This window comes from Pseudodesulfovibrio profundus, assembly GCF_900217235.1.
Lineage (GTDB): Bacteria > Desulfobacterota > Desulfovibrionia > Desulfovibrionales > Desulfovibrionaceae > Pseudodesulfovibrio > Pseudodesulfovibrio profundus.
This window is the reverse complement of record NZ_LT907975.1, coordinates 2,079,912-2,100,486: the sequence shown is the minus strand read 5'-3', so window position 1 is coordinate 2,100,486 and position 20,575 is coordinate 2,079,912. Positions and strand designations below refer to the sequence as shown.

The 20,575-nt window shown below is 53.6% G+C and carries 14 protein-coding genes and 2 tRNA genes; 11 read left to right on the top strand and 5 right to left on the bottom strand.

Annotated features, from left to right (window positions below):
- Positions 1-106 precede the first annotated feature (106 nt).
- Positions 107-1,732, bottom strand: coding sequence for a glycosyltransferase family 4 protein (locus DPRO_RS09965; protein WP_097011903.1), 1,626 nt, complete (start codon positions 1,730-1,732; stop codon positions 107-109).
- A gap of 258 nt (positions 1,733-1,990) precedes the next feature.
- Between DPRO_RS09965 and DPRO_RS09960 the strand changes: the two genes are divergently transcribed.
- On the top strand, positions 1,991-3,484 hold the full coding sequence (locus DPRO_RS09960; protein ID WP_097011902.1) for a GGDEF domain-containing protein: 1,494 nt from the start codon (positions 1,991-1,993) through the stop codon (positions 3,482-3,484).
- A gap of 130 nt (positions 3,485-3,614) precedes the next feature.
- Here DPRO_RS09960 and hcp read toward each other — a convergent pair whose 3' ends face one another.
- Positions 3,615-5,222, bottom strand: coding sequence for a hydroxylamine reductase (hcp, locus tag DPRO_RS09955; RefSeq protein ID WP_097011901.1), 1,608 nt, complete (start codon positions 5,220-5,222; stop codon positions 3,615-3,617).
- A gap of 163 nt (positions 5,223-5,385) precedes the next feature.
- The gene (locus DPRO_RS09950; RefSeq protein WP_157917436.1) at positions 5,386-5,979 is read right to left on the bottom strand and encodes a substrate-binding periplasmic protein; all 594 of its coding nucleotides are present in this window, start codon (positions 5,977-5,979) and stop codon (positions 5,386-5,388) included.
- A 290-nt stretch (positions 5,980-6,269) separates the two neighbouring features.
- On the opposite strand from DPRO_RS09950, the gene DPRO_RS09945 reads away from it, so the two are divergent.
- From DPRO_RS09945 to DPRO_RS09930, 4 genes are all read left to right on the top strand, one after another.
- Positions 6,270-9,836 carry a PAS domain S-box protein gene (locus DPRO_RS09945; protein ID WP_097011899.1) on the top strand — a complete coding sequence of 1,189 codons (3,567 nt, stop codon included), beginning with the start codon at positions 6,270-6,272 and terminating at the stop codon, positions 9,834-9,836.
- A gap of 96 nt (positions 9,837-9,932) precedes the next feature.
- Positions 9,933-11,102, top strand: coding sequence for an alcohol dehydrogenase-like regulatory protein ErcA (gene ercA / locus DPRO_RS09940; protein WP_097011898.1), 1,170 nt, complete (start codon positions 9,933-9,935; stop codon positions 11,100-11,102).
- Positions 11,086-12,369, top strand: coding sequence for a PAS domain-containing sensor histidine kinase (locus DPRO_RS09935; RefSeq protein ID WP_097011897.1), 1,284 nt, complete (start codon positions 11,086-11,088; stop codon positions 12,367-12,369). Before ercA ends, DPRO_RS09935 begins: the two co-directional genes overlap by 17 nt.
- Positions 12,370-12,437: 68 nt before the next feature.
- A complete protein-coding gene (locus DPRO_RS09930; RefSeq protein WP_097011896.1) occupies positions 12,438-12,854 on the top strand; it encodes a bacteriohemerythrin in 417 nt (138 codons plus the stop codon).
- 6 nt (positions 12,855-12,860) lie between these two features.
- Here the strand turns inward: DPRO_RS09930 and DPRO_RS09925 are convergent, their stop codons facing one another.
- On the bottom strand, positions 12,861-14,300 hold the full coding sequence (locus DPRO_RS09925; RefSeq protein WP_097011895.1) for a SagB/ThcOx family dehydrogenase: 1,440 nt from the start codon (positions 14,298-14,300) through the stop codon (positions 12,861-12,863).
- A gap of 129 nt (positions 14,301-14,429) precedes the next feature.
- Between DPRO_RS09925 and DPRO_RS09920 the strand changes: the two genes are divergently transcribed.
- The 4 genes from DPRO_RS09920 (at position 14,430) to murI (ending at position 18,855) form a co-directional block, all read left to right on the top strand.
- A complete protein-coding gene (locus DPRO_RS09920; RefSeq protein ID WP_097011894.1) occupies positions 14,430-15,647 on the top strand; it encodes a GAF and HD-GYP domain-containing protein in 1,218 nt (405 codons plus the stop codon).
- A 22-nt stretch (positions 15,648-15,669) separates the two neighbouring features.
- The gene (locus DPRO_RS09915) at positions 15,670-16,575 is read left to right on the top strand and encodes an HD domain-containing protein (protein WP_097011893.1); all 906 of its coding nucleotides are present in this window, start codon (positions 15,670-15,672) and stop codon (positions 16,573-16,575) included.
- 75 nt (positions 16,576-16,650) lie between these two features.
- Positions 16,651-17,928, top strand: a complete 1,278-nt coding sequence (locus tag DPRO_RS09910) for an EAL and HDOD domain-containing protein (protein ID WP_097011892.1) — start codon at positions 16,651-16,653, stop codon at positions 17,926-17,928.
- Between the two features lie 87 nt (positions 17,929-18,015).
- Positions 18,016-18,855: a glutamate racemase gene (gene murI / locus DPRO_RS09905; protein WP_097011891.1), complete on the top strand. Its 840-nt coding sequence runs from the start codon at positions 18,016-18,018 to the stop codon at positions 18,853-18,855.
- A gap of 96 nt (positions 18,856-18,951) precedes the next feature.
- Here the strand turns inward: murI and DPRO_RS09900 are convergent, their stop codons facing one another.
- Positions 18,952-20,217 (bottom strand): phenylacetate--CoA ligase family protein, encoded by a 1,266-nt coding sequence (locus DPRO_RS09900; protein ID WP_097011890.1) that lies wholly within the window; start codon positions 20,215-20,217, stop codon positions 18,952-18,954.
- Positions 20,218-20,411: 194 nt separating this feature from the next.
- Here DPRO_RS09900 and DPRO_RS09895 point away from each other — a divergent pair.
- Positions 20,412-20,487, top strand: a tRNA-Lys gene (locus tag DPRO_RS09895).
- A gap of 5 nt (positions 20,488-20,492) precedes the next feature.
- A tRNA-Glu gene (locus DPRO_RS09890) sits at positions 20,493-20,568 on the top strand.
- Positions 20,569-20,575: the final 7 nt, after the last annotated feature.

Genomic DNA, 20,575 nt, shown 5'->3' with positions numbered 1-20,575 from the left:
TGCTTCCCCAGGCCTTTTTCCCTTTGCTCCCATCCCCTGAATAAAACAGGTGAGCGAGGCCAAAGCCTCACTCTAGAGATGAAAACAGGAGGGTTCTGGTTTTCGATTACGGTACGCGCTCCAGTATGTCATGTTTGAGCGACCACATTATATGATTTTTAGCTGTGGTCGCATCAACTTCGGGCGCTATGGCGATAAGTTTGCGTATCAGGGAATCGCTGTCAACGGATTTACGAGCCAGAAAAACCAATTTCTTGGCAAGTTCCGGGTCAATGGTCAGCGTCATTCCTGAATACAGGGTCGGATAATCCTGTCCCCTGTAAAAGGCTTCACCGGTTCTTCCGGCCTTCAGACGCATGGCCGGGTCCAGTTGTTTCGTTGTGTAATGACCGAACAGATCGGCGTAGGGCATCGTTTGCGGATGGGCAACATCACGCAACGCATCCCGGTCAACCGGACGTGCGCACAAATCATCCCACAGTTCGTGATACTGCCTGATGACTTCCTGCCATGAATAGTGCTCCACCACCCGCTTTCTGGCGGCTTCACCCATAGCGCGACGCTCATCCGGCGAAGCAATCAGGCGATAAAGCGCCTGGGCAAGGGCCGGTATCTCCACGGCTGTGCGCTGGGCAAGCAGCAGGTGGTACTGGTTGCCATAAGTCAAGGGTGCCAGAATATCGGCATCACTGGTGTCGTCCGGGCCGATGGTCGGCACCAGCAGGCCGGTTTCGCCATGGCGGATGATGTCGCGGTATCCATCATACTCAGAAACCACGGACGGCAATCCGAACGCTCCGGCTTCGGCCACGGTAATGCCGAAGGTCTCCTGCGGGTTGTCCGCAATGGAAATGAAAATGTCAGACGATTGATAGAGCCGACGCTTTTCCGCTTCGGTCGGGCGCAGCGAAACAGAAAGCGGAATCCCCACATTCTTCACGTAGTCCTTGAGGGTCGGCAGGAAATCGTCATTGTCATCGGCCCAACCCGCCAGCACGAGTTCAATGCTCTTTGGGTCAAGCCCTTCCGAAACCAATCGATGCAGAGCGCGGACCAGCGGCAACAGGTCCATCTTTGAATGATGGGATATGCGACCGAAAACCAGCAGACGAACCGGCCCATCGTCAGATCGTTGCCCTTGGGGGTGCAGGTCCGCCACATCAACGCCCAACGGAATGAGCGGCAATTGCGGAGCCGATGCTACGGCCTCCTGCATATCGTAGGAAGAACGCAGCCAGCCGAAAAAGTGTTCCACGGCCTGACGCCCCGGTGCAGAGGTGCAGACAATGGCATCCCGCTCGGTTGTCCCAGCCCACAGGTGTCGGAGAAACGGACCGCAGAACTCGGCATAACTCAAGGAATGAATGGTGCCGGTGATCGGGAATATCGTCCGGCTGTAGCGGTTACGGAGTCGAGCCAGATGCGGCTGGGTCGTGATGCAGTCCGACAGGTGAAAACAGTGGTAACCGGTCTGCGCGACCTGAACAGGAAGCTCCCTTCGATCAAAGGTGCGCAATCGCCCACTGTCCAGAAGGTCGGGCGCAATCTTGGCGATATGCCCCCGCAACGAGTCAGCCACGCCCTGATCGCCGAGGAAAAAGTGGTACTCATCAAATCGGTCTTCTGCCAGCAGCGCACGCAAAAAACCGATATTTGCCACCTTTCGACCAAGAACCGGCCCCGGCTCATAGAAAGGATCAAGTGTTCCCCATATTCGCTTTGATTCCGACATATGGGGATGAAAACCGTATCCAGCCAATTTGTCAAAGGGTTTGACGGATATATGGCGGCACTTTTTTCCTGCATGCGGACAATGCTCCTATACACAGTGTAAATAATAATCCTTGCTGAACAGCGACTTAAGAAAAATAAAAACAAATATTGGACCTTGATTATACCATCCTGCCCCATTTGGCCCCCATTTTGCTCAGTACCCTGTGCAGACGCAGGGAAGCGTCAGTATTTTGACTTTATTGCAGGAGCAATGAATATGCGAAAGAAAACCATACAACGGGGCAAGCGGCCCGAACTCATGTGGGGCCTCGGCTTGAACGAACAACTCAAGCGGCAGGTTGAAATGGGTGTCGGCCCCGGTTTTTACGTCCGAAATTTTCCCCTGGGATCACTTCCGTGGTCCAGGGACATGAGCGGCAGGGAAAAGCCTTCCGCCGCCTGGATTCCCTGGTCCGTATGGTCCGATATGCCGGAGAGCAGAAAAGAGGAATATCGCAGCCAGGAATCCACCCAGCGCATCCTCATCCAAGATAAGGATGACGAGCAGATCGAAATGGATCAGGTACTGTCCGAAGGTTTTCTGACAGTAGTCCGAACTCCCCTGACCCGCCCCAAGGTGCAGGATGCCGTCTTCCGGGCCAAGGAAGTCACATCCATGTACTCGGACATCTACCGGATGACGGAAGAGATCATGCTGGAGAGGGAACTGCTCTCCCGCAAGACCGATCAGCTCATGTTCCTGAACAAGATTCTCGCATCTGCAACCGAGAGCCTCGACCCGGCGTCCATCCTGCTGAACGCCAAGGAAACATTGAGCCTCGTCGTACCCATCAAGATGATTCACGCGGCATTCTGGACGCAACAGCCGGAATCCGAAGTGACTGATGTCGAGATTTTCCTCAATGGAACCATGCCGCCGGAAACCGAATCCCGGTGGGTGGAAGAGATCATGGCTGCTGCCAACAACATGGGCAGCGGCTCGGTCAACGGTTTCCAGATCATCCACGCTGAATCCGCCCGCAGGCAGGAATTTTCACTGACGCCCGACGACGGTCGCCTTGCCATCATGCCGCTGACCGCCGGTCAACAGACCTTCGGTTGCCTCATGCTGCTGTGCGAGCCGGACTACCGGCTGGGCAAGGATCAGGTGGAGACATTCCGCTCGGCTGTCACTCACCTCGGCCTGGCCCTGCGTAACGCATTGATGTTCAAGGAAGTGAAGCTCCGTGCCGACAAGGACGCCCTGACCCGTATCTACAACCGCCACTCCTTCGAGGAGCGGCTTGTTTACGAGATCAAGCGCCGTCGTCGTTACAATCACGACCTTTCCCTGCTCATGTTCGACCTCGACCACTTCAAGCTGGTCAATGACACATACGGCCACAAGGCAGGCGACATGGTACTGCGCAAGGTCGGCGAGATTCTGACCGACACCTTCCGCACCACCGACCTTGCCGCCCGCTATGGTGGCGAAGAGTTCGTTGTTCTGCTGCCGCACACATCGGAAGAAGACGCCTGGAAGCTGGCCGAACGCGTACGCGAAGCAATCCAGTCGTGCGACTTCCATTTCGACGGCCAGGATTTCAAGGTTACAGCCTCCATCGGGGTCGCTTCCATCGAGGCAGGCGCCCTGACCAAGGACGACGACCTCATCCTCAAGGCGGACAAGGCCCTGTATGAGGCCAAGAACAACGGCCGCAACAAGGTTGTTATCTCCAAGCCACCCATCATGCAGGCAGCCATGCTGTAGCAGACGATTCTTTAGAAAACACACAGCCGCCTTCGGGCGGCTTTTTTATTGCCCCCAAACAGACTGTCTCAAAAACAAAAGCCCTGCCCGGCGAACCGGACAGGGCTGATTGTCATGCGTTATGTCTCTACTAACCGAGGATTTCCTTCAGGTCGGCTTCGGGAGTGGAGATGGGAGCAATATTGTAGTTTTCGACCAGGAAGTTCAGCACATTGGGAGTGATGAACGCCGGGAGGGTCGGTCCGAGCTTGATGTTCTTGATACCAAGAGCCAGCAGGGAGAGCAGAATGGCAACAGCCTTCTGTTCGTACCAGGAAAGGACCAGAGACAGAGGCAGATCGTTGACTTCGCAGTCAAAGGCATCTGCCAGAGCCAGGGCAATCTGTACTGCGGAGTAGGCATCGTTGCACTGTCCGACATCCAGAAGACGCGGAATGCCGCCGATGTCGCCCAGTTGCTTGTCAAAGAAGCGGAACTTGCCGCAGGCCAGGGTCAGGACAACGGTGTCCGCAGGGGTCTGCTCGACAAACTCGGTGTAGTAGTTACGACCAGGCTTTGCGCCGTCGCAACCGCCCACGAGGAAGAAGTGCTTGATATTTCCGGCCTTGACCGCATCGATGACGGTACCGGCAACGGACATGACGGCGTTGCGGGCAAAACCGGTCATGACGGAGCCCTTGTCTTCATCGGCAGCGAAACCGTCCATGGACAGTGCTTTTTCGATGACAGGCGTGAAGTCTTCATTGCCGACATGTACGGCGCCGGGCCAGCCAACAAGGCCGGTGGTGAAGATGGCGTCCATGTAATTGGTCGGCTTCTGGATGCAGTTGGTGGTCATCAGGATCGCACCGGGGAACTGGGCGAATTCCTTCTGCTGGTTCTGCCAGGCAGTGCCGTAGTGACCGGCGAGATGCGGGTACTTTTTCAGTTCGGGGTAACCGTGACAGGGAAGCATCTCACCGTGGGTGTAGATGTTGATACCCTTGCCTTCGGTCTGCTTGAGCAGTGTCTCAAGGTCCTTGAGATCGTGACCGGAAACCAGGATGGCCTTGCCTGCGGTGGGTCCGAGCTTGACTTCGGTCGGCTCGGGGTGACCGTAGGTGGAGGTATTGGCGTCATCCAGCAGTTCCATGGCGCGGATATTGATGCGACCGCACTCAAGAGCAGCTTCAACGCACTGCTCAAGGGTCAGATCGGTAGACAGGGTGGCAGCCAGCAGGTCCTGCATTTTGGCATACAGTTCGTTGTCTTCCTTGCCAAGGATGGCAGCGTGGTCAGCGTAAGCGGCCACACCCTTGATGCCGTAGGCCAGCGTATGCTTGAGAGACTTGAGGTCTTCGTTGGGTTCCGGGTCGTTTTCGATACCCACTTCCTTACCCTGCGCGACCATACCGGCCAGATCACCTGCCGGAACCATGGTGGCGGGACCATCAAACTCAACGCCGGAGACCTTGGCTTTCAGTGCGTCACGCTTGGCAACACATTCGTTGATCAGCTTGACAAACCGATCGTCGTCAAAGTTGACATTGGTCAACGTGGAGAAAATTGCTTTGGCTGTGAAGCGGTTGACCTCAACATCCTCGATTCCCTGCTTGCGGGCAGCGGAAGCCACCTGGGAAAGGCCTTTGGTCAGATGCAGAAGCAGATCCTGGAGGGTTGCGGTGCTGTCAGATTTGCCACATACGCCGATCTTGGTGCAGCCGCCTTTTGCAGCCTGTTCACATTGATAACAAAACATACAGATACTCCTTGCTGTTTTGGTGTTTTCCGTTTGGAGAGTACGGTCTACGACACAAAGCCTTTCCATTGTATGACTTGAGTCAAAAAAAGCCAAAACAATATTATTTTTTGCTGATAATGGCAGTATTACTCACTGAAAAACGGCAAAACAGAGGAGAAAATCAGTCTTTTGGCGGCAACCACCCTGGTGCCCATTGATGGTAGATGGCATCGATAGTGCCGTCCTTGCGCATGGAATCAAATGCCGAACGCAATGCGGAAACAGTTTCTTTCGATGTTTCTTTGGATACGGCGAAATACAGTTTGACGGTGTTGAACTTGAAAGCGGTGACCATCTTGGATGAATCATACCCGTGCTCTGCTGGCCAGTTATCTGTCACGCCAGGAGACCCCACCATGAGATCAATCCGTCCTTCATACAGTTTTTTCAAATTGGTGATATTATCCAGCACCGAAACCAGATTATTGAATCCGTGGTTCTTCAGCCACACTTCCTTGCTGTCCTGTGCATAAGTGCCAATGGACTTTACCGCTTTCGCTTCTTCGAGTGAATTGACGCTGATGCCGGAGTCCGCATGAGCGAAGAAGGCCCACTCCACTTCAAGGATGGGACCGATCCAGTGGAAAAGAGGTTCGCGTTCTTTGGTAAAGGTTGTGGGGAACAACGCAACATCGGCCCGTATCAGCGCTTCGGCATATCCCCGTTTCCATGAAACAGTCTCAATTTGCGTATCGAAGCCCGCTCGGCGCAACAACTCCCACACCTGCTCATAAATAAGCCTGCCCCCGTAAAGGTCGCTATCCTTGGGGGCGGGGTATTCACAATATACACTCAGCTCTCTTGCATGAGCAGGAGGAACAATGGCAATGATCATAAAGCAAAGGAATACAACGAGGCTATGGCGCATAATGCAACTATTCCCGCCATTGTCCCTGGAGTCAAGATGATGATAATTGCATTGTCAGCGGATGGTACAAGTCCCGTCTTTATTTACCAGCCATGATTTGCTATGGATGAACACGATTCTAAATCAGCGGAATATGAATGATATCAAACGGACATAGCAACGCGATCCTGCGCATACTGGGCTTTGCCTGCATTGCTGCCGTATGCATTCTCCTATCACCTTCCTCTGGTCGGGCGATGGAGGTGCAGCGCAAGCAGATTCTGCTGCTCAATTCCTATCATCACAACTTCATCTGGACAGAAGAAATTTTTCAGGGACTGACGGATGTTCTGCGCCCCAAGGAGACCGGTATCGACCTCCATGTGGAGAACATGGACACCAAGCGGGTCGAATTCAACGAACACTACATCCAGCAGTTGCGAAGCGTCTACGAACACAAGTTCAAAGACTTGAAGTTTGATCTGGTCATGGTGACCGACAACAACGCCTTTGACTTTGTCAGACGGTATCACGACGAGCTTTTCCCCGGCATTCCCGTGGTTTTTTGCGGGGTAAACGCCTTCCATGATGACTTGATAAAAGATCTCCCCCTCTTCTCCGGAGTGGCTGAAAACGTCGATGCCAAAGGCACTCTCTGGTGGGCACTCAACCAGCACCCTCAGACCGAGACCATCTACATTATCAATGACCATACCCCGACAGGTCAGGCGATAACCGACACCATCAATAGCGAACTGGCTGAATTTCCGCCGGAAATATCCATACGTTATTCGGATAATCTCGACCTGCAGGAGCTGTTGAAAGACGTCCGCAGTCTTCCTGGCAAATCCCTCATCTTGTACGGGTTGTATTTCCGAGATAAAAACGGGCGCTTTTACGATACCTCCGAAGTGCTGAAGGCCGTTCGCAACGAGACTCAGATTCCCATATACGGTGTTCTTGATTTCGATCTTGGCAACGGCATTGTCGGCGGCATGTTGTCCAGTGGGCATTTTCAGGGACAGACCATGGCCCAAATCGCCCTGCACGTGCTCGCCGGGCGCTCACCGGGAGACATCCCCGTAATCACCGAGGGCGTTTCCCTGCCCATGTTTGATTACGAACAGTTGAAAAAGCATCGCATACGGATCGATTCGCTGCCCGACAACAGCAAAATCATCAACCGTCCAAGCTCCATCTATTCTGAAAACGCCGAAATCATCTGGACAGGCGTTGCCTTCACCTTCATCCAGATGATCATCATCCTTGTCCTCGTGTTCAACACCACCCGCAGACGCCAGGCAGAAAAGGAACTGCGCAGCGCCCATCAGATGCTGGAGGAACGAGTACGGGAGCGCACCAGCGAGGTCAAAGAGTCAGAAGAAGCGTTGCGTACCGTCTTTGATGCCTCCCACGACGCCATCTTCATTCATAATGCTTCCGGAGCCATCCTTGACGCCAACGAACGCATGCTGAAGATGTACAATATCTCTCGCGACGACCTGGGAGACCTGTCCATTGCCAGAGACATTTCCAGTCGTAACAATGCAGTGTACCGCCTCTCTTCGTTATGGCGCTCGGTGATCAACGGCGACCCCCAATATTTTGAATGGAAGGCCAGACGCCCCCATGACGGCACGGAATTCGATGTCGAGGTATACCTCAACCGCATCGCCTTTCGCGGTCAGGAGGCGATCCTCGCCAACGTGCGCGATATCACCGTTCGCAAGGAATCGGAAAATCGTATCCGTCAATCCCTGTCCAAATTCGAAGCCATCCTCGAAAACTCGCTCATGGGCATCGCCATGTCCCGTGGCCGTGTGTTCGCCACCATCAACCGTCGTGGCGCTGAAATTTTCGGTTACACTCCGGATGAACTGATAGGCAGCGAGCTTTCCTTCCTGCTGAGCGACCCTGATGCAGTGGAAGACTTTGTGGAGAATTCCAAGATATCCCTGCTGGAGCGAGGTGAGTTCAACACGGAGCAGGCCTTCCGCAACAAACAGGGAGGCACTGTCTGGTGTCGCATGTACGCCAAGGCCATTGATCAGGACAGCCTGGACAAAGGCGTTATCTGGGCATGGGATGACATCACGGACCACCGACGAGACCAGGAAGATCTGGTGCGCACACGTGAAGCCGCCGAAGCCGCCAACCGCGCAAAAAGCGAATTTCTTGCCGCCATGAGCCATGAGATTCGAACCCCCATGAATGCCATCGTCGGCATGACCGACATCCTGCTGCAAACGACGCTGGAAGAAGAGCAGCGCGACTATCTCAAGACAGTCATGGATTCGGCCCGGCACCTCATATCGATCATTAACGACATCCTTGATCTCGCTAAGATCGAAGCCAAGAAGCTGGTCCTCGACCGAATCGACTTCGATCTTCCCTTCCATGTAGAAACAACGGTCAAAGGACTCGAATTACAGGGCAAACAGAAAGGGTTGAATGTCACTCTGGAAATCAGTGAGGATGTTCCCAGGTGCGTGAAGGGCGATCCGTTATCCCTCCGACAGGTCATAATGAATCTGGTCGGCAACGCCATCAAATTCACCCACAAGGGATCTATCGTCATACGACTGCGCAGCGCCTTGCAGGACCCCCATCGCGATCCTTCCGATCCGCGAAACATCGGCATATCCATTGAAGTCGAGGATACCGGCATCGGCATTCCCGAAGAGTTCATCGACACCATATTCCAGTCGTTCTCGCAGAACACTCGCGCGTTCGGCGGCACCGGACTGGGGCTGTCCATCTGCAAAGAACTTCTCGCGCTCATGGATGGTGACATCTGCGTGGAAAGCCAGGTCGGCAAGGGAAGCACATTCCGATTCACCGCATGGCTGGAGCCGGGTCATTCCTGCCCAACCAGAACCGACGACCTCTCAAACCACGTGGAACCCCTCGACCGTCCGCTGCATGTTCTGGTGGCCGAAGATAACGATGTGAATGTCATGGTCACGACTTTGCGTCTTGAAGATATGGGTTACACCTTCTCCGTGGCCGGCAACGGGTTGGAAGTCCTTGATCTGCTCAAACGGGAACCGTTCGACCTCGTCCTCATGGACATTGAGATGCCTGTTCTGGACGGCATCTCCGCTACCCGAGCCATTCGGTCTTCCACACCCGGCGGCGACATCCCTGATCCGGATATCCCCATTATCGGTGTCACAGCCCATGCGCTCAAAGAATTTCGTGAAAAAAGCCTTGATGCAGGCATGAACGATTATGTCTCAAAACCTGTTGATTTCAATGAGCTTTCCATCATCAACCGTCTCATGGCCAATGCACCCGACAAGACATTCAACATTGTCACGGCTGCTCCTTCCATTGAGTCGCCAGAAGAGCAGGCTCAACCAGTGTCAACAACCGCTCAGGAACCGACCATGCGGGATGAGCTGCCTCTATGGTCGCCGGACAAGGCCATGGAAGACCTCGGCATAGACGAAACCATGTTCAAGGACTTTGTTGCCACGGCACGAGATGAGATGGAAAGGCGTCTTGTGACCCTCCAGGGGGCGCTTGATGATAATGACCTTTCCGAGGCTGCAACCCAGGCAAACATCATCAAATCGATCTGCCTGACCATAGGTGCCCACGTAGCTGCCTTAAGTGCCGCGGAGGTGGAAAACCAGTGCCTGCAGGAAACGCCAACAGCTCTCGCCATGAATGATTTGACGAATGAGACTCAACGCTTGCTGAAACTCATCGATGGAAGCTAAGATATTATTTCAACTTATAATTACCCATTGTATCCAACAGTGATAACTAGCAGGATCAGGCACAGTTCAGCACTCTCCTAGGAACAGGAGGAATACATGGCCCAAGTCGATCTCATGAAACTACGGAAGTTCGTAGCGCCCGAATTCATTTTCGGTCCCGGCGCTGCGCAACTGACCGGACAGTATGCAGCCAATCTTTCCATCAAAAAGGCGTTGGTCGTTTCCGGTCCTGTCCTTGAGGAAATCGGAACGCTGGGACAAGTCATCGACAGCCTTCGAGAGGAAGGTGTCCAAGCCGTACCGTACACAGGAGTCACACCCAACCCGCGTGACGGCGAAGTCATGGCCGGTGCAGAGCTCTACCGGCAGACCGGATGCGACGCCATTGTCGCTGTGGGCGGCGGTAGCCCCATGGACTGCGCCAAGGCCATTGGCATTGTTTGCACCAATGACCAGCATGTGCTCGAATTTGAAGGCGTAGATAGAGTCGGGCATCCCGGCCCTCCATTGATCTGCATCCCCACGACAGCAGGCACCGCGGCCGACATCTCCCAGTTTTGCATTATCAACGCCATAGAGCGTAAAGTGAAAATAGCCATTGTCTCCAAGACGATGATTCCTGATGTCGCCCTCATCGACCCGATGTTGACGGCAACCATGAGCAGAGAGTTGACTGCTCACACCGGACTGGACGCCCTGACTCACGCCACGGAAGCCTTCGTATCCAATGCCAGCTCCGCAGTCACCGATCTCCACGCAATCGAGGCCGTGCGGCTGATCAATATCCACCTTCTCCGAGCCATAGAGCAACCAGATAACATCGAAGCCCGCACCGGCATGATGCTGGCCTCCACCTATGCCGGGCTTGCCTTTTCCAATGCGATACTCGGAGCTGTTCACGCCATGGCCCATAGCCTGGGTGGTCTGCTGGATGCCCCCCACGGGTTGTGCAATGCCATCCTTTTGGACCATGTCGTCGATTACAATTTCGAGGCCGAACCGGACAAATACCGTCAACTTGGCAACGCTCTCGGGCAGAATATGCCGGCAGATGCGCCCTTGGACGAGGTACGGGATGCCACCCTTTTGGCTTTCCGTGAGTTGAAGCGAAAATCGGATGTAACAGTACGGCTCAACACATTAGGCGTTACCCCCGAGGCGCTGCCCCAGCTCGCCGAGAATGCATTGGCCGATGCCTGCATGCTCACCAATCCCAAGCAACCAACACAGGAAGAGGTCATCAGCATTTATGAAAAAGCCTGCTGACAACCAACCGATTGACCAGATCGGTGAGCGCGAAAAGCTCATCGGACTTGGCAAGCGGTCTATCAGCAAGAGCTATTACCCGGAGCTCAAATCTCGCCTTGATGAACTTGAGCTTTTCCGTGCATTGCTCGACAGTGTTTCCGATTCGATACTTGTTGTTGATACCGAATCAGGGACCATACTCGACGCCTCCGGCTCCACCGAGGCAATGCTCGGCTGCCCTGCGCAATCATTGACAGGCAAACCGTTCAAAGACCTTCTGCCCGAACACATTGCCCGCTACGCAAACAACCTGCTCCACTCCAGCCAGAGTCTCAGCCTCGAAACCGAATTCCGCTGTCCGACATGCTCAGGCTGCGACTCCAAGCCAGTGGAAATTTCCCTCAGAACAGCTGAACATCAGGGCAAAAACCGAACGGTGATCGTTGCTCGCGACATATCCGAACGCAAGCGGACTGAAGAAGCGCTGCGTCAAAGCCATGATGAATTGGAAATCAGGGTTCGCGAACGGACAAGAGAACTGGACAACGCCAATCAAGTCAAAACCGAATTTCTATCCATGGTTTCACATGAGCTACGGACCCCGCTGACGTCCGTACTCGGTTTTGCCAAGATCATCCGCAAGAAACTACAAGGTTCCATAGAGCCTGCACTGGAAAAGCTCTCCGATCCCAAATCGGATAAAGACCTTGCTGATATTTTCAAGAATATCAACATTATCATATCTGAGGGCGAGCGACTGACAGCCCTCATCAACGATGTCCTTGATCTCGCCAAGATGGAAGCAAACAAGGTGGACTACAACAAAAGCCCTGTATCCCCCAACGACTTCATCCAGCGATCCATTGAGGTATCGAGCGGTCTGTTCATGGACTCCGGGCTGCCCCTGCTGGCGGAGATCGAACCCGATATGCCCATGATAGTGGCAGACGAAAACCGGCTCGTTCAAGTCATGGTCAATCTTTTTTCCAACGCTGTGAAGTTCACGGAATCCGGCACGGTTACTTGCCGAGCCCGCCGTGTGGCCGACCATATCAGAGTCAGTGTAACCGATACCGGCATGGGCATCCCCGAAGACATGCGCTCTTCCATTTTCGACAAGTTCACGCAAGTGGAAACAACGCTCTCGGACCGCCCCAGAGGAACCGGCCTGGGGCTCCCCATCTCCCGCAACATCATTGAAGACCACTTTGGTCATATTTGGGTCGAGGCCCCTCTGGGCAAGGGAAGCAAGTTCATTTTCACCCTGCCCATAAATACTCAGTAAGACCTGGTCGGCAGGGAGGTCTCTTCACCTGTATTGTTTTCAATCCTGATGAACCATAGGATGGAGCCATGAAGAAACTCGTCTGGAGCAGTCAGCTGAATCTCGGTGTCAAACCAATCGACGAACAACACAAGTGGCTTGTGCATTTGACGAACAACCTGCGCTCAGCCATCGCATCAGGTGTCCATAATGATCTGCTTCTGGAAGTATGCCAGGAACTCGTCGATTACACTGATTACCATTTCCGAGATGAAGAACTGCTCATGGAAGAATATGAATATGACGGGTTGGACTCTCAACGCAAATCGCACCAATACATCCGCGATCAAATACATGATTTCCTGAAGCGTCTTGAAAGCGGGGAAACCGTGGCTGCCGAGAGCCTCTTGGAAACACTGAGGAAATGGCTGGTCAATCATGTGGCCCACAGCGACATGAAGTTGGCACAGCACATCCGCTCACAGGACCAAGAGCCCACCTCTTAGCTCGTGTCAGCGCTGAACCGGGCCGACTGCAACCAAGTACAACAACACCTGCCCAGGTGGTAGCGACAAGAGCCCCGCAGCCTCGTCATCAAAGAATGCCCCTATGCCACAGGCTCCCAGCCCTTTCGCTTGTGCTGCCACATAAATCCGCTGTCCGAGCCTGCCAGCCTGAAGCTGGGCATAACGATAGGCCCGCGGTCCGCAGTGCTTGTTCAGGCTTTCAATATCCGCTGTAAAAACAAAGTGTGCGGCGGCATTGCTCAACCACTGCTGATCAAGACACACCCTGGCTGATTCTGCCATATAATTGCCCGATTGAACGAGATGGTAGGAGCTACTCGGTCGATGGATGCGGTATTGCCCAGGCGCAAACTCGCTGTGCTCGGCAGCCAGAAACCCCACACGAACGGCATCCATGCATACCGGCGGGACATCGAGGCACAGAAAGGAAACGATATCCTTGAGAGGAGCCGCGGGAATAGAGCGGGGAACGAAGTTGCGGCTTGATCGACGCTCAAGGATAGCGGTGGTCGCCCGCTTGTCGATTACAGGCGGCTTGAGGCTGATCCCGCCCTCTGGAGCGGGAGCAGGTGGCCTGACCGGACACCGGGCAAAGCTCGATGTCAAACGATGCGCTTCGAGCAATTCGCTGGGAGCTTTGGCAACAGGGGCCGATCGACTGAACTGTCTTATATCATCACCTGTCTGCACGATGGATTCATCTACCTCTGTCGCGGCACTGCACCCCACAAAGTGAACCATGGCCAGGCACGCTTCATATTGCGCATCCAGACAAAGGTAGTCGTTGACCTTTCTGTCGTTGAAATCAAGATCGGCCTTGGATGGCAGACCAAACAGTCGGCCCGCCAGTATGCTGTTCTCCAGCAGATGACCGGCATCAAGCAGGCAGTAGCGATAGGCCCGCTGCCCATACTTCCAACTGCTCCGATGGTATATGGAAGAAATGTAACCGCGGATAATCGGATCGTTCCCACGAAGAATGCTGAAGGCATAACCGCGACGCAACTGGGTCAAAGCATGGACATGCGGTGAATAGTGATACAGGCCATCCTCGATTCCACGTATGTTTTGCAGGGCCAGATACAGCTCGGCAGGATACAGGCCGCCGGCGGAAGCAACGGTCCTGTAATGAAACACGGTGCCGTCTGCGTATGTGCGTGTTCGACTTACCCCGCAGGAAAGACGACAAATGGATGAAACGATGTTGATGTCACATTTCGAGGACTGCACTCCGGGCTGCAACGCCAAGTCCAGATGCTTGCGTGGCATACGTGGCTGCTCAGGCAGAGAGAACACAGGAAGGCCTTGATACTTCTTGAAAGGGACCGGGAATTCGGACCTGTCCAGCTTTCGTCCGAACAGTTTCCCCCGCTGGTGTGAAGTTTCAGCATGGTAGTCGGTTATGCGTCCAAGAACATTTCCCATTCCCGCATCTCCCTGTGAAGATAAAGTTAGCACTGTACGAAATTATCACGACGAACCGGATCGATGGCAGGCGCATATTGATTTTTCCCGTCATTTGGGCAATTACTACTGGTAATAACGGAGAAAGATATGCCCGACGATCGAGAGAGCCCCAAAGACAAAGCCCCGGTTTTGACGATATTACGCAATATCGACGAAATCAATAACCTCAATGATGTTGACAGTATCCTTGACAAAATACTGCTTGATTCCCGGGAATTCGCCAATGCCGATGCAGGCTCGATTTTTCTGGTCGAAGATAATCATCTGACATTCAGCTATGTTCAGAATGACACACTGTTTGATGAACAGACATCACAAACGGCTCTCTATCAGAATTTCACCCTTCCTATCAGCGAACAATCCATCGTGGGCTATGTGGCAAAGACCAAGAAGAGCCTCAGCATTCCAGATGCGTACGACATCTCCCCCACCCTGCCGTACGCCTTCAACAAGGATTTTGACAACAAATCGGGCTACAGAACAACGTCTTTGCTGACCATCCCCCTGCTGGCACAGGAAAGCCGTCTGGTCGGTGTCATGCAGCTCATCAACGCTCGTGACGACTCAGGAAAGACAGTCCCCTTTTCCAATGATGACACGACCTATGTTCCCCTTTTCTGCAACAATGCCGCAGTAGCCATCGAACGAGGCATCATGAACAGGGAGCTGATCCTGCGAATGATGCGCATGGCAGAATTGCGTGATCCGATGGAAACCGGAGCCCATGTACAACGGGTCGGGGCATTCTGTGCCGAGATGTATGGAGCCTGGGCGGCGCGTCGTGGACACAAGCCCAAGGAAATCAAACGCCAACGGGACAATATCCGGCTCGCCGCCATGCTACACGACATCGGCAAGGTTGGCATTCCTGACGCCATTCTCAAAAAACCCGCCAAACTCACACCGGAAGAGTATGCCGTCATGCAGCAGCACACCCTTTTGGGCGCTCGCCTTTTCAATAACGAGAGAAGCAACTTGGACGCCATGAGCAAGGAGATCATCCTCGGACATCACGAACGATGGGACGGGGCAGGATACCCTGGCCGGCCTGCTGCCCCTGCCACACCAGACAACAAGCCCATCATGGGCGAGGAAATCCCCCTCAGCGCCCGAATTTGCGCTGTAGCGGATGTTTTCGACGCACTCGCCAGTGCCAGGTCCTACAAGGAAGCCTACCCGGAAGAGAAGTGCTTGAGAATTCTCGAAGAAAAAGCCGGTTCCCACTTCGACCCTGAAATAGTGGAAATCTTCTTTGAGATTTTTGACGTCATTAAAGCCATTCAGCGCCGCTTTCAGGACACCTAAAAAGCCACAGACAGGATTCACCATGAACGACAAAAAACTCTACGATTTCGTCGACCCCACAGACGCTGAATGCGTTATCCGTGACATAGAGATATCTCTGTCCCTGTTTCTTCCCGATTTTCAGGATCCCCTGTTTCGACTCGTCTTTACTGATGTCAGGAATCTCTTTTGTGGCGAATATCCCGGATACAAGGCAAGCAATACCAAATACCACGACTTCGAACACACGTGCGCCGTGACTCTGGCCACAGGCCGCCTTATTTGCGGTGCAATGGCCGAAGGACATGCATTCGACCGGCTCACGGTACTCAAGGGACTGTTGGCGGCCATCTTTCATGATGTCGGACTCATTCAGACAGCTGACGATGAGGGCGGGACCGGTGCAAAACACATGGTCGGTCACGAGGAACGATCCATACAGTTCATGTTAAGCAACCTTGGCGACAGCCTTCCGGAGGAAGACCTTGAGGACATCGCCCAGTGCATCCATTGCACGTCCCTTGACTGCCAAGTAAACACAGTGCCTTTTCGCTCCCCTGAAATGCGCATGATAGGGCAATGCGTCGGCGCCGGAGACCTGCTGGCACAGCTGGCCGATCGATACTATCTTGAGAAATTGATCCTGCTCTTTCAGGAGTTCGAGGAAGCCGGCATCCCAGGCTACGACACCCCCTATGATTTGCTGCAGAAAACGACGACTTTTTATCGCGACGTCGCACAAAAGCGACTGAAGGAAGCACTGGGACAGGCGGATATGTTCATGATTTCCTATTTCCGCTCCCGGTGGTCGGTCGAAAAGGATTTCTACCGAGAAGCCATAGACAGGAATCTCGAGTTTCTGGAAACCATCCTCAACAGTTGTGGTGATGATATAGACTGTTTCACCAACGCGTTACGGCGTAACAACCTCAGCGCATATACAGAGTAGTATTCGATAGGAACACGACTCCAACCACATGTTATTATCATTTTCATACAGCAGTTTTTATACTACTGTATATTAATGGAAACTCCTTCTCATTATCAGACGCTTTTTGTTGCAAGACAGCCTGTACTTCGCCCAGATGAAATCATTTGGGGATATGAATTGCTTTTCCGGAGCAGCGACAAGAATTTCGCCGACATAATTGATGATTCCGAAGCGACCTCGTCCATAATAGCCGATGGCATGACACTGGCCATGGAAAGCATGCACGGAATAAAGCGTGTCCTTATCAACTTTCCCGAAAAAATGCTTCTGGACGGTACGGCCTATGCCCTACCCAAAAACAACTGCATTATAGAAATTCTCGAGGATGTCCGCCCCAGCCCCGAGATCCTTGAAGCCCTGCGAAACCTCAAGGAATCGGGATATATTCTTGCTGTGGATGATTATTTCGGGCAACCGGAGCTGCAACCATTTCTCGACCTGGCTGATATCGTAAAAGTCGATATCCTCGAATTTGATGGAAATTTGGAGCGAATAGCACAAACCATCGACCCGCTCAGAAAAGCCAAAAAACACCTTTTGGCTGAAAAAGTGGAAAACAAGGCGGTCTTCAACGACCTCAAGGATCTGGGGTTTTCTCTGTATCAGGGGTTTTTCTTTGCCCAGCCGGAAATTATCCCCGGACGGAAGCTGTCCTCCAACGAAACCTCAAAGCTCCGGCTGCTGAGTGAGTTATCCAACAAGGAATTTGAGCCCAAACGCCTTTCGGAAATACTTCAGTCCGACCCGCATCTCAGTTATCGTCTGCTTCGATACATCAACTCTGTCGGAATTGGATTGCAAAACAAAATCACATCCCTGAAGCGCGCCATCGACCTGATGGGCCTGCTGCAAACAAAGCAATGGCTGCGCACAGCACTGATGGCGGACCTCAGCACATCGGGAAACACCAGTGAACTGGCCTTCAGAGCCGTACATCGAGCCAAATTTCTCGAGTCCATCTGCTCCATCAAGACACAGGGAGAGTGCAAGCCCGACATATTGTTCACCACCGGCCTCTTTTCCATGCTGGACGCCATGCTGGGCATTGAAATGACTGATGTGCTCCAACAGCTTCCCCTCGACAAGGATATCATCGAAGCCCTGACCGGCGAAGGCGAGATACGGGACTTCCTTATGCTATCGCTATGCTACGAGAAAGGTACAGACAACGAGAAGGCGCTATTGGCGGAACAGGCGGGGCTTCCGGTCATGCAGCTCGATGAATTGTACGCAAAAGCCATGTACTGGACCCAAAAGATGTTTCACATTCACACATCGACTCCACGGGAAACAACTCAAGAGAATGTCTAAAGCCATGTATTTCAGTTTAGACTTTTTCATGAAAATATGTTGACTTCCGACTCCAGAGGATATCGATCCCCGTAAGGAGTTATAACCATGTCTGAAAACATTTCACTTCCCATCGGAATGTTCGATTCCGGTGTCGGTGGCCTGACCGTTCTGAAAGCACTGAGAGAGCGACTGCCTTGCGAGGATGTCCTCTACCTCGGCGACACGGCGCGCCTTCCTTACGGGACAAAATCCTCTCAAACAGTCTCCAGATATGCAGTGCAGTGTAGTGCGGAACTGGTCAAACGAGGAATCAAGCTTCTGGTGGTGGCGTGCAACACAGCATCGGCCGTAGCAGTGCAGGCTCTCTCCGATGCCTACCCGCACATTCCGGTCATTGGTGTGGTCCAGCCCGGAGCGCAGGCAGCATGCAATGCCACCTCCAACCAGGCTATTGCGGTCATTGCCACGGAATCCACCATTGCAGGCGGCGCCTACCAGCGAGCCATCCATTCCATCAATCCGCAGGCACGCATTATCGGGCACCCCTGCCCTCTTTTCGTATCACTGGCCGAAGAAGGATGGGTGGATGGCCCCATCACCGAAGCAGTGGCCGCACGGTACCTCGATCCCATCTTCAAGCCCGCCTCCGGCGTGGCAGAACCGGTCATCCCCGACACGCTGGTCCTCGGCTGCACCCATTTCCCCCTGCTGGCCCCGGCCATACGCAATGTCGTCAATCATGACACGACCATCGTGGACTCCGCAGCAACCACCGCCGAAACCGTCTACAACAAACTCCAACAACAGAATTTGCAACAAGCTGAAGGTGAATGCGGATCAGCTCATTATCTGACAACAGACGATGCCGCTCGATTCGCCCGAACCGGCACACGTTTTCTCGGCACAGCCATCAGTGAGAGTGAAGTGGAATTGGTGGATCTGTAGCCACCTTCCCACTCAATGCTTCGTGGTTTGAACAAAAAAACGCCCGAACCGGCACAGGCCGATTCGGGCGAACTTGTATCTGTTGCCGCTGGGGGGTTAGTCCCAGGTGCGCTTGTCCTCGATGGGACGGATTTGCGGCGGCAGGGTTCCGGGAGCCAGAACCTTGAGCACGGGGCGCAGCTTGATCTTCTCACGGAAGAGGTGCAGCAGTTCGTCTTCCTGGCTGAACTGACCGGCCTCGATGGAGAGGATCATCTCGTCGATGCCGCCGGGGTTGGTGACTTCGATCTGCCAGCGCTTGATTTCCTCGAAACGGGCCATGACCTGCTCGACCTGATGCGGGTACACGAACATACCCTTGATGCGAGCGGTGGTGTCCACGCGTCCGACGATGCCGCCAAGGCGCGGGGAGGTACGGCCGCAGGAGCAGGGAGAGCGATCCAGGTAGCCCAGATCACCGGTTGCCAGGCGAATGAGCGGGTACGTCTTGTTAAAAGCCGTCACAACGATTTCACCGACTTCGCCGTCCTTGAGGGGGATACCGGTGTCAGGGTGGCAGATTTCGACAAAAGCGCGGTTGGACAGGTGCAGGCCGTCCTTGTGGAAGCACTCGTAACCGATGCAACCGACGTCGGCTGTACCGTAGCCCTGACGCATGATGCAGTCGAACTTCTTTTCCAGCGTGGAGCGCATCTTCTCGGAGAATTTTTCGCCGGTGACGAAGAGCACCTCAAGGAAGAGGTCCTTACGCAGGGACAGGCCCATTTCCTCGGCCTTCTGCGCGAGGTGCATCAGATAGCTGGGGGTACCGACATAGCCGGTGACGCGCAGCTTCTGCATGATCTCGATCTGGGAGTTGGTGTTGCCCGGTCCGGCCGGAACCACGGCACAAGCCAGGTTACGGAGCGGCTCTTCGAACATCAGACCTGCCGGAGCGAGGTGATAGTTGAAGGTGATCTGCGCCAGATCGCCGGAACGGAATCCGGCGGCGTAGAAGCCTTCGGTCCAGCCCCAGTAATCCTCGGTACGATCTTCGGGATCGAAAATCGGTCCGGGAGAAAGGAAGACACGCTGCAGCTCACCAAGGTCCTTGGTCAGCAGCCCGCCAAGACGGGGCCCCATGGACTGCAGGAAGATGAGTTCCTTCTTTTTAATGATAGGGATATGTTTGAGGTCGTTCAACGTGCGGAATTTGTCCACATTGAACTGAGCGCGGTCAAAGCGCTTTTTTACGTCCTCAGAATACCGATACGCATAAGAGAGCAGCTCTTTCAACTGAAGCTGGCAATACTGTCTGCGTTCGGACTCATCAAGAACTTCGCGACGGGAGTAAATCCCCTCTGTGCGATCTTTTCTGGTCATATGTATGCTCCTTGAAGGATTTTTTGCCGTTTTCGACAGGGTCGGGACTATACCATTTCTGTACATTTTTGCAAGAAATATTTTAAATATCATGTTAAATCAAAGGTTTGCGCTAAAAAACTTTTATTACTTTGTTTGTAATTTGTGCTTGACAGCAAAAGCCCAAATAGATAGACATACCTTCCTCAGACGGCGGGTCGTTAACTCAGTTGGTAGAGTATCTGCCTTTTAAGCAGAGAGTCACTGGTTCGAGCCCAGTACGACCCACCACTTCTGTCCCCATCGTCTAGTGGCCTAGGACTCCGGCCTCTCACGCCGGCAACAGGGGTTCAAACCCCCTTGGGGACGCCACGGAATT

What these genes read in the sequence shown, in the direction of transcription:
- murI (WP_097011891.1), top strand. Translation starts at nt 18,016, where the DNA reads ATGTCTGAAAACATTTCACTTCCCATCGGAATGTTCGATTCCGGTGTC.
- DPRO_RS09925 (WP_097011895.1), bottom strand. Translation starts at nt 14,300, where the DNA reads ATGGGAAATGTTCTTGGACGCATAACCGACTACCATGCTGAAACTTCA.
- DPRO_RS09965 (WP_097011903.1), bottom strand. Translation starts at nt 1,732, where the DNA reads ATGTCGGAATCAAAGCGAATATGGGGAACACTTGATCCTTTCTATGAG.
- hcp (WP_097011901.1), bottom strand. Translation starts at nt 5,222, where the DNA reads ATGTTTTGTTATCAATGTGAACAGGCTGCAAAAGGCGGCTGCACCAAG.
- DPRO_RS09900 (WP_097011890.1), bottom strand. Translation starts at nt 20,217, where the DNA reads ATGACCAGAAAAGATCGCACAGAGGGGATTTACTCCCGTCGCGAAGTT.
- DPRO_RS09930 (WP_097011896.1), top strand. Translation starts at nt 12,438, where the DNA reads ATGAAGAAACTCGTCTGGAGCAGTCAGCTGAATCTCGGTGTCAAACCA.
- DPRO_RS09920 (WP_097011894.1), top strand. Translation starts at nt 14,430, where the DNA reads ATGCCCGACGATCGAGAGAGCCCCAAAGACAAAGCCCCGGTTTTGACG.
- DPRO_RS09935 (WP_097011897.1), top strand. Translation starts at nt 11,086, where the DNA reads ATGAAAAAGCCTGCTGACAACCAACCGATTGACCAGATCGGTGAGCGC.
- DPRO_RS09960 (WP_097011902.1), top strand. Translation starts at nt 1,991, where the DNA reads ATGCGAAAGAAAACCATACAACGGGGCAAGCGGCCCGAACTCATGTGG.
- DPRO_RS09945 (WP_097011899.1), top strand. Translation starts at nt 6,270, where the DNA reads ATGATATCAAACGGACATAGCAACGCGATCCTGCGCATACTGGGCTTT.
- DPRO_RS09915 (WP_097011893.1), top strand. Translation starts at nt 15,670, where the DNA reads ATGAACGACAAAAAACTCTACGATTTCGTCGACCCCACAGACGCTGAA.
- ercA (WP_097011898.1), top strand. Translation starts at nt 9,933, where the DNA reads ATGGCCCAAGTCGATCTCATGAAACTACGGAAGTTCGTAGCGCCCGAA.
- DPRO_RS09910 (WP_097011892.1), top strand. Translation starts at nt 16,651, where the DNA reads ATGGAAACTCCTTCTCATTATCAGACGCTTTTTGTTGCAAGACAGCCT.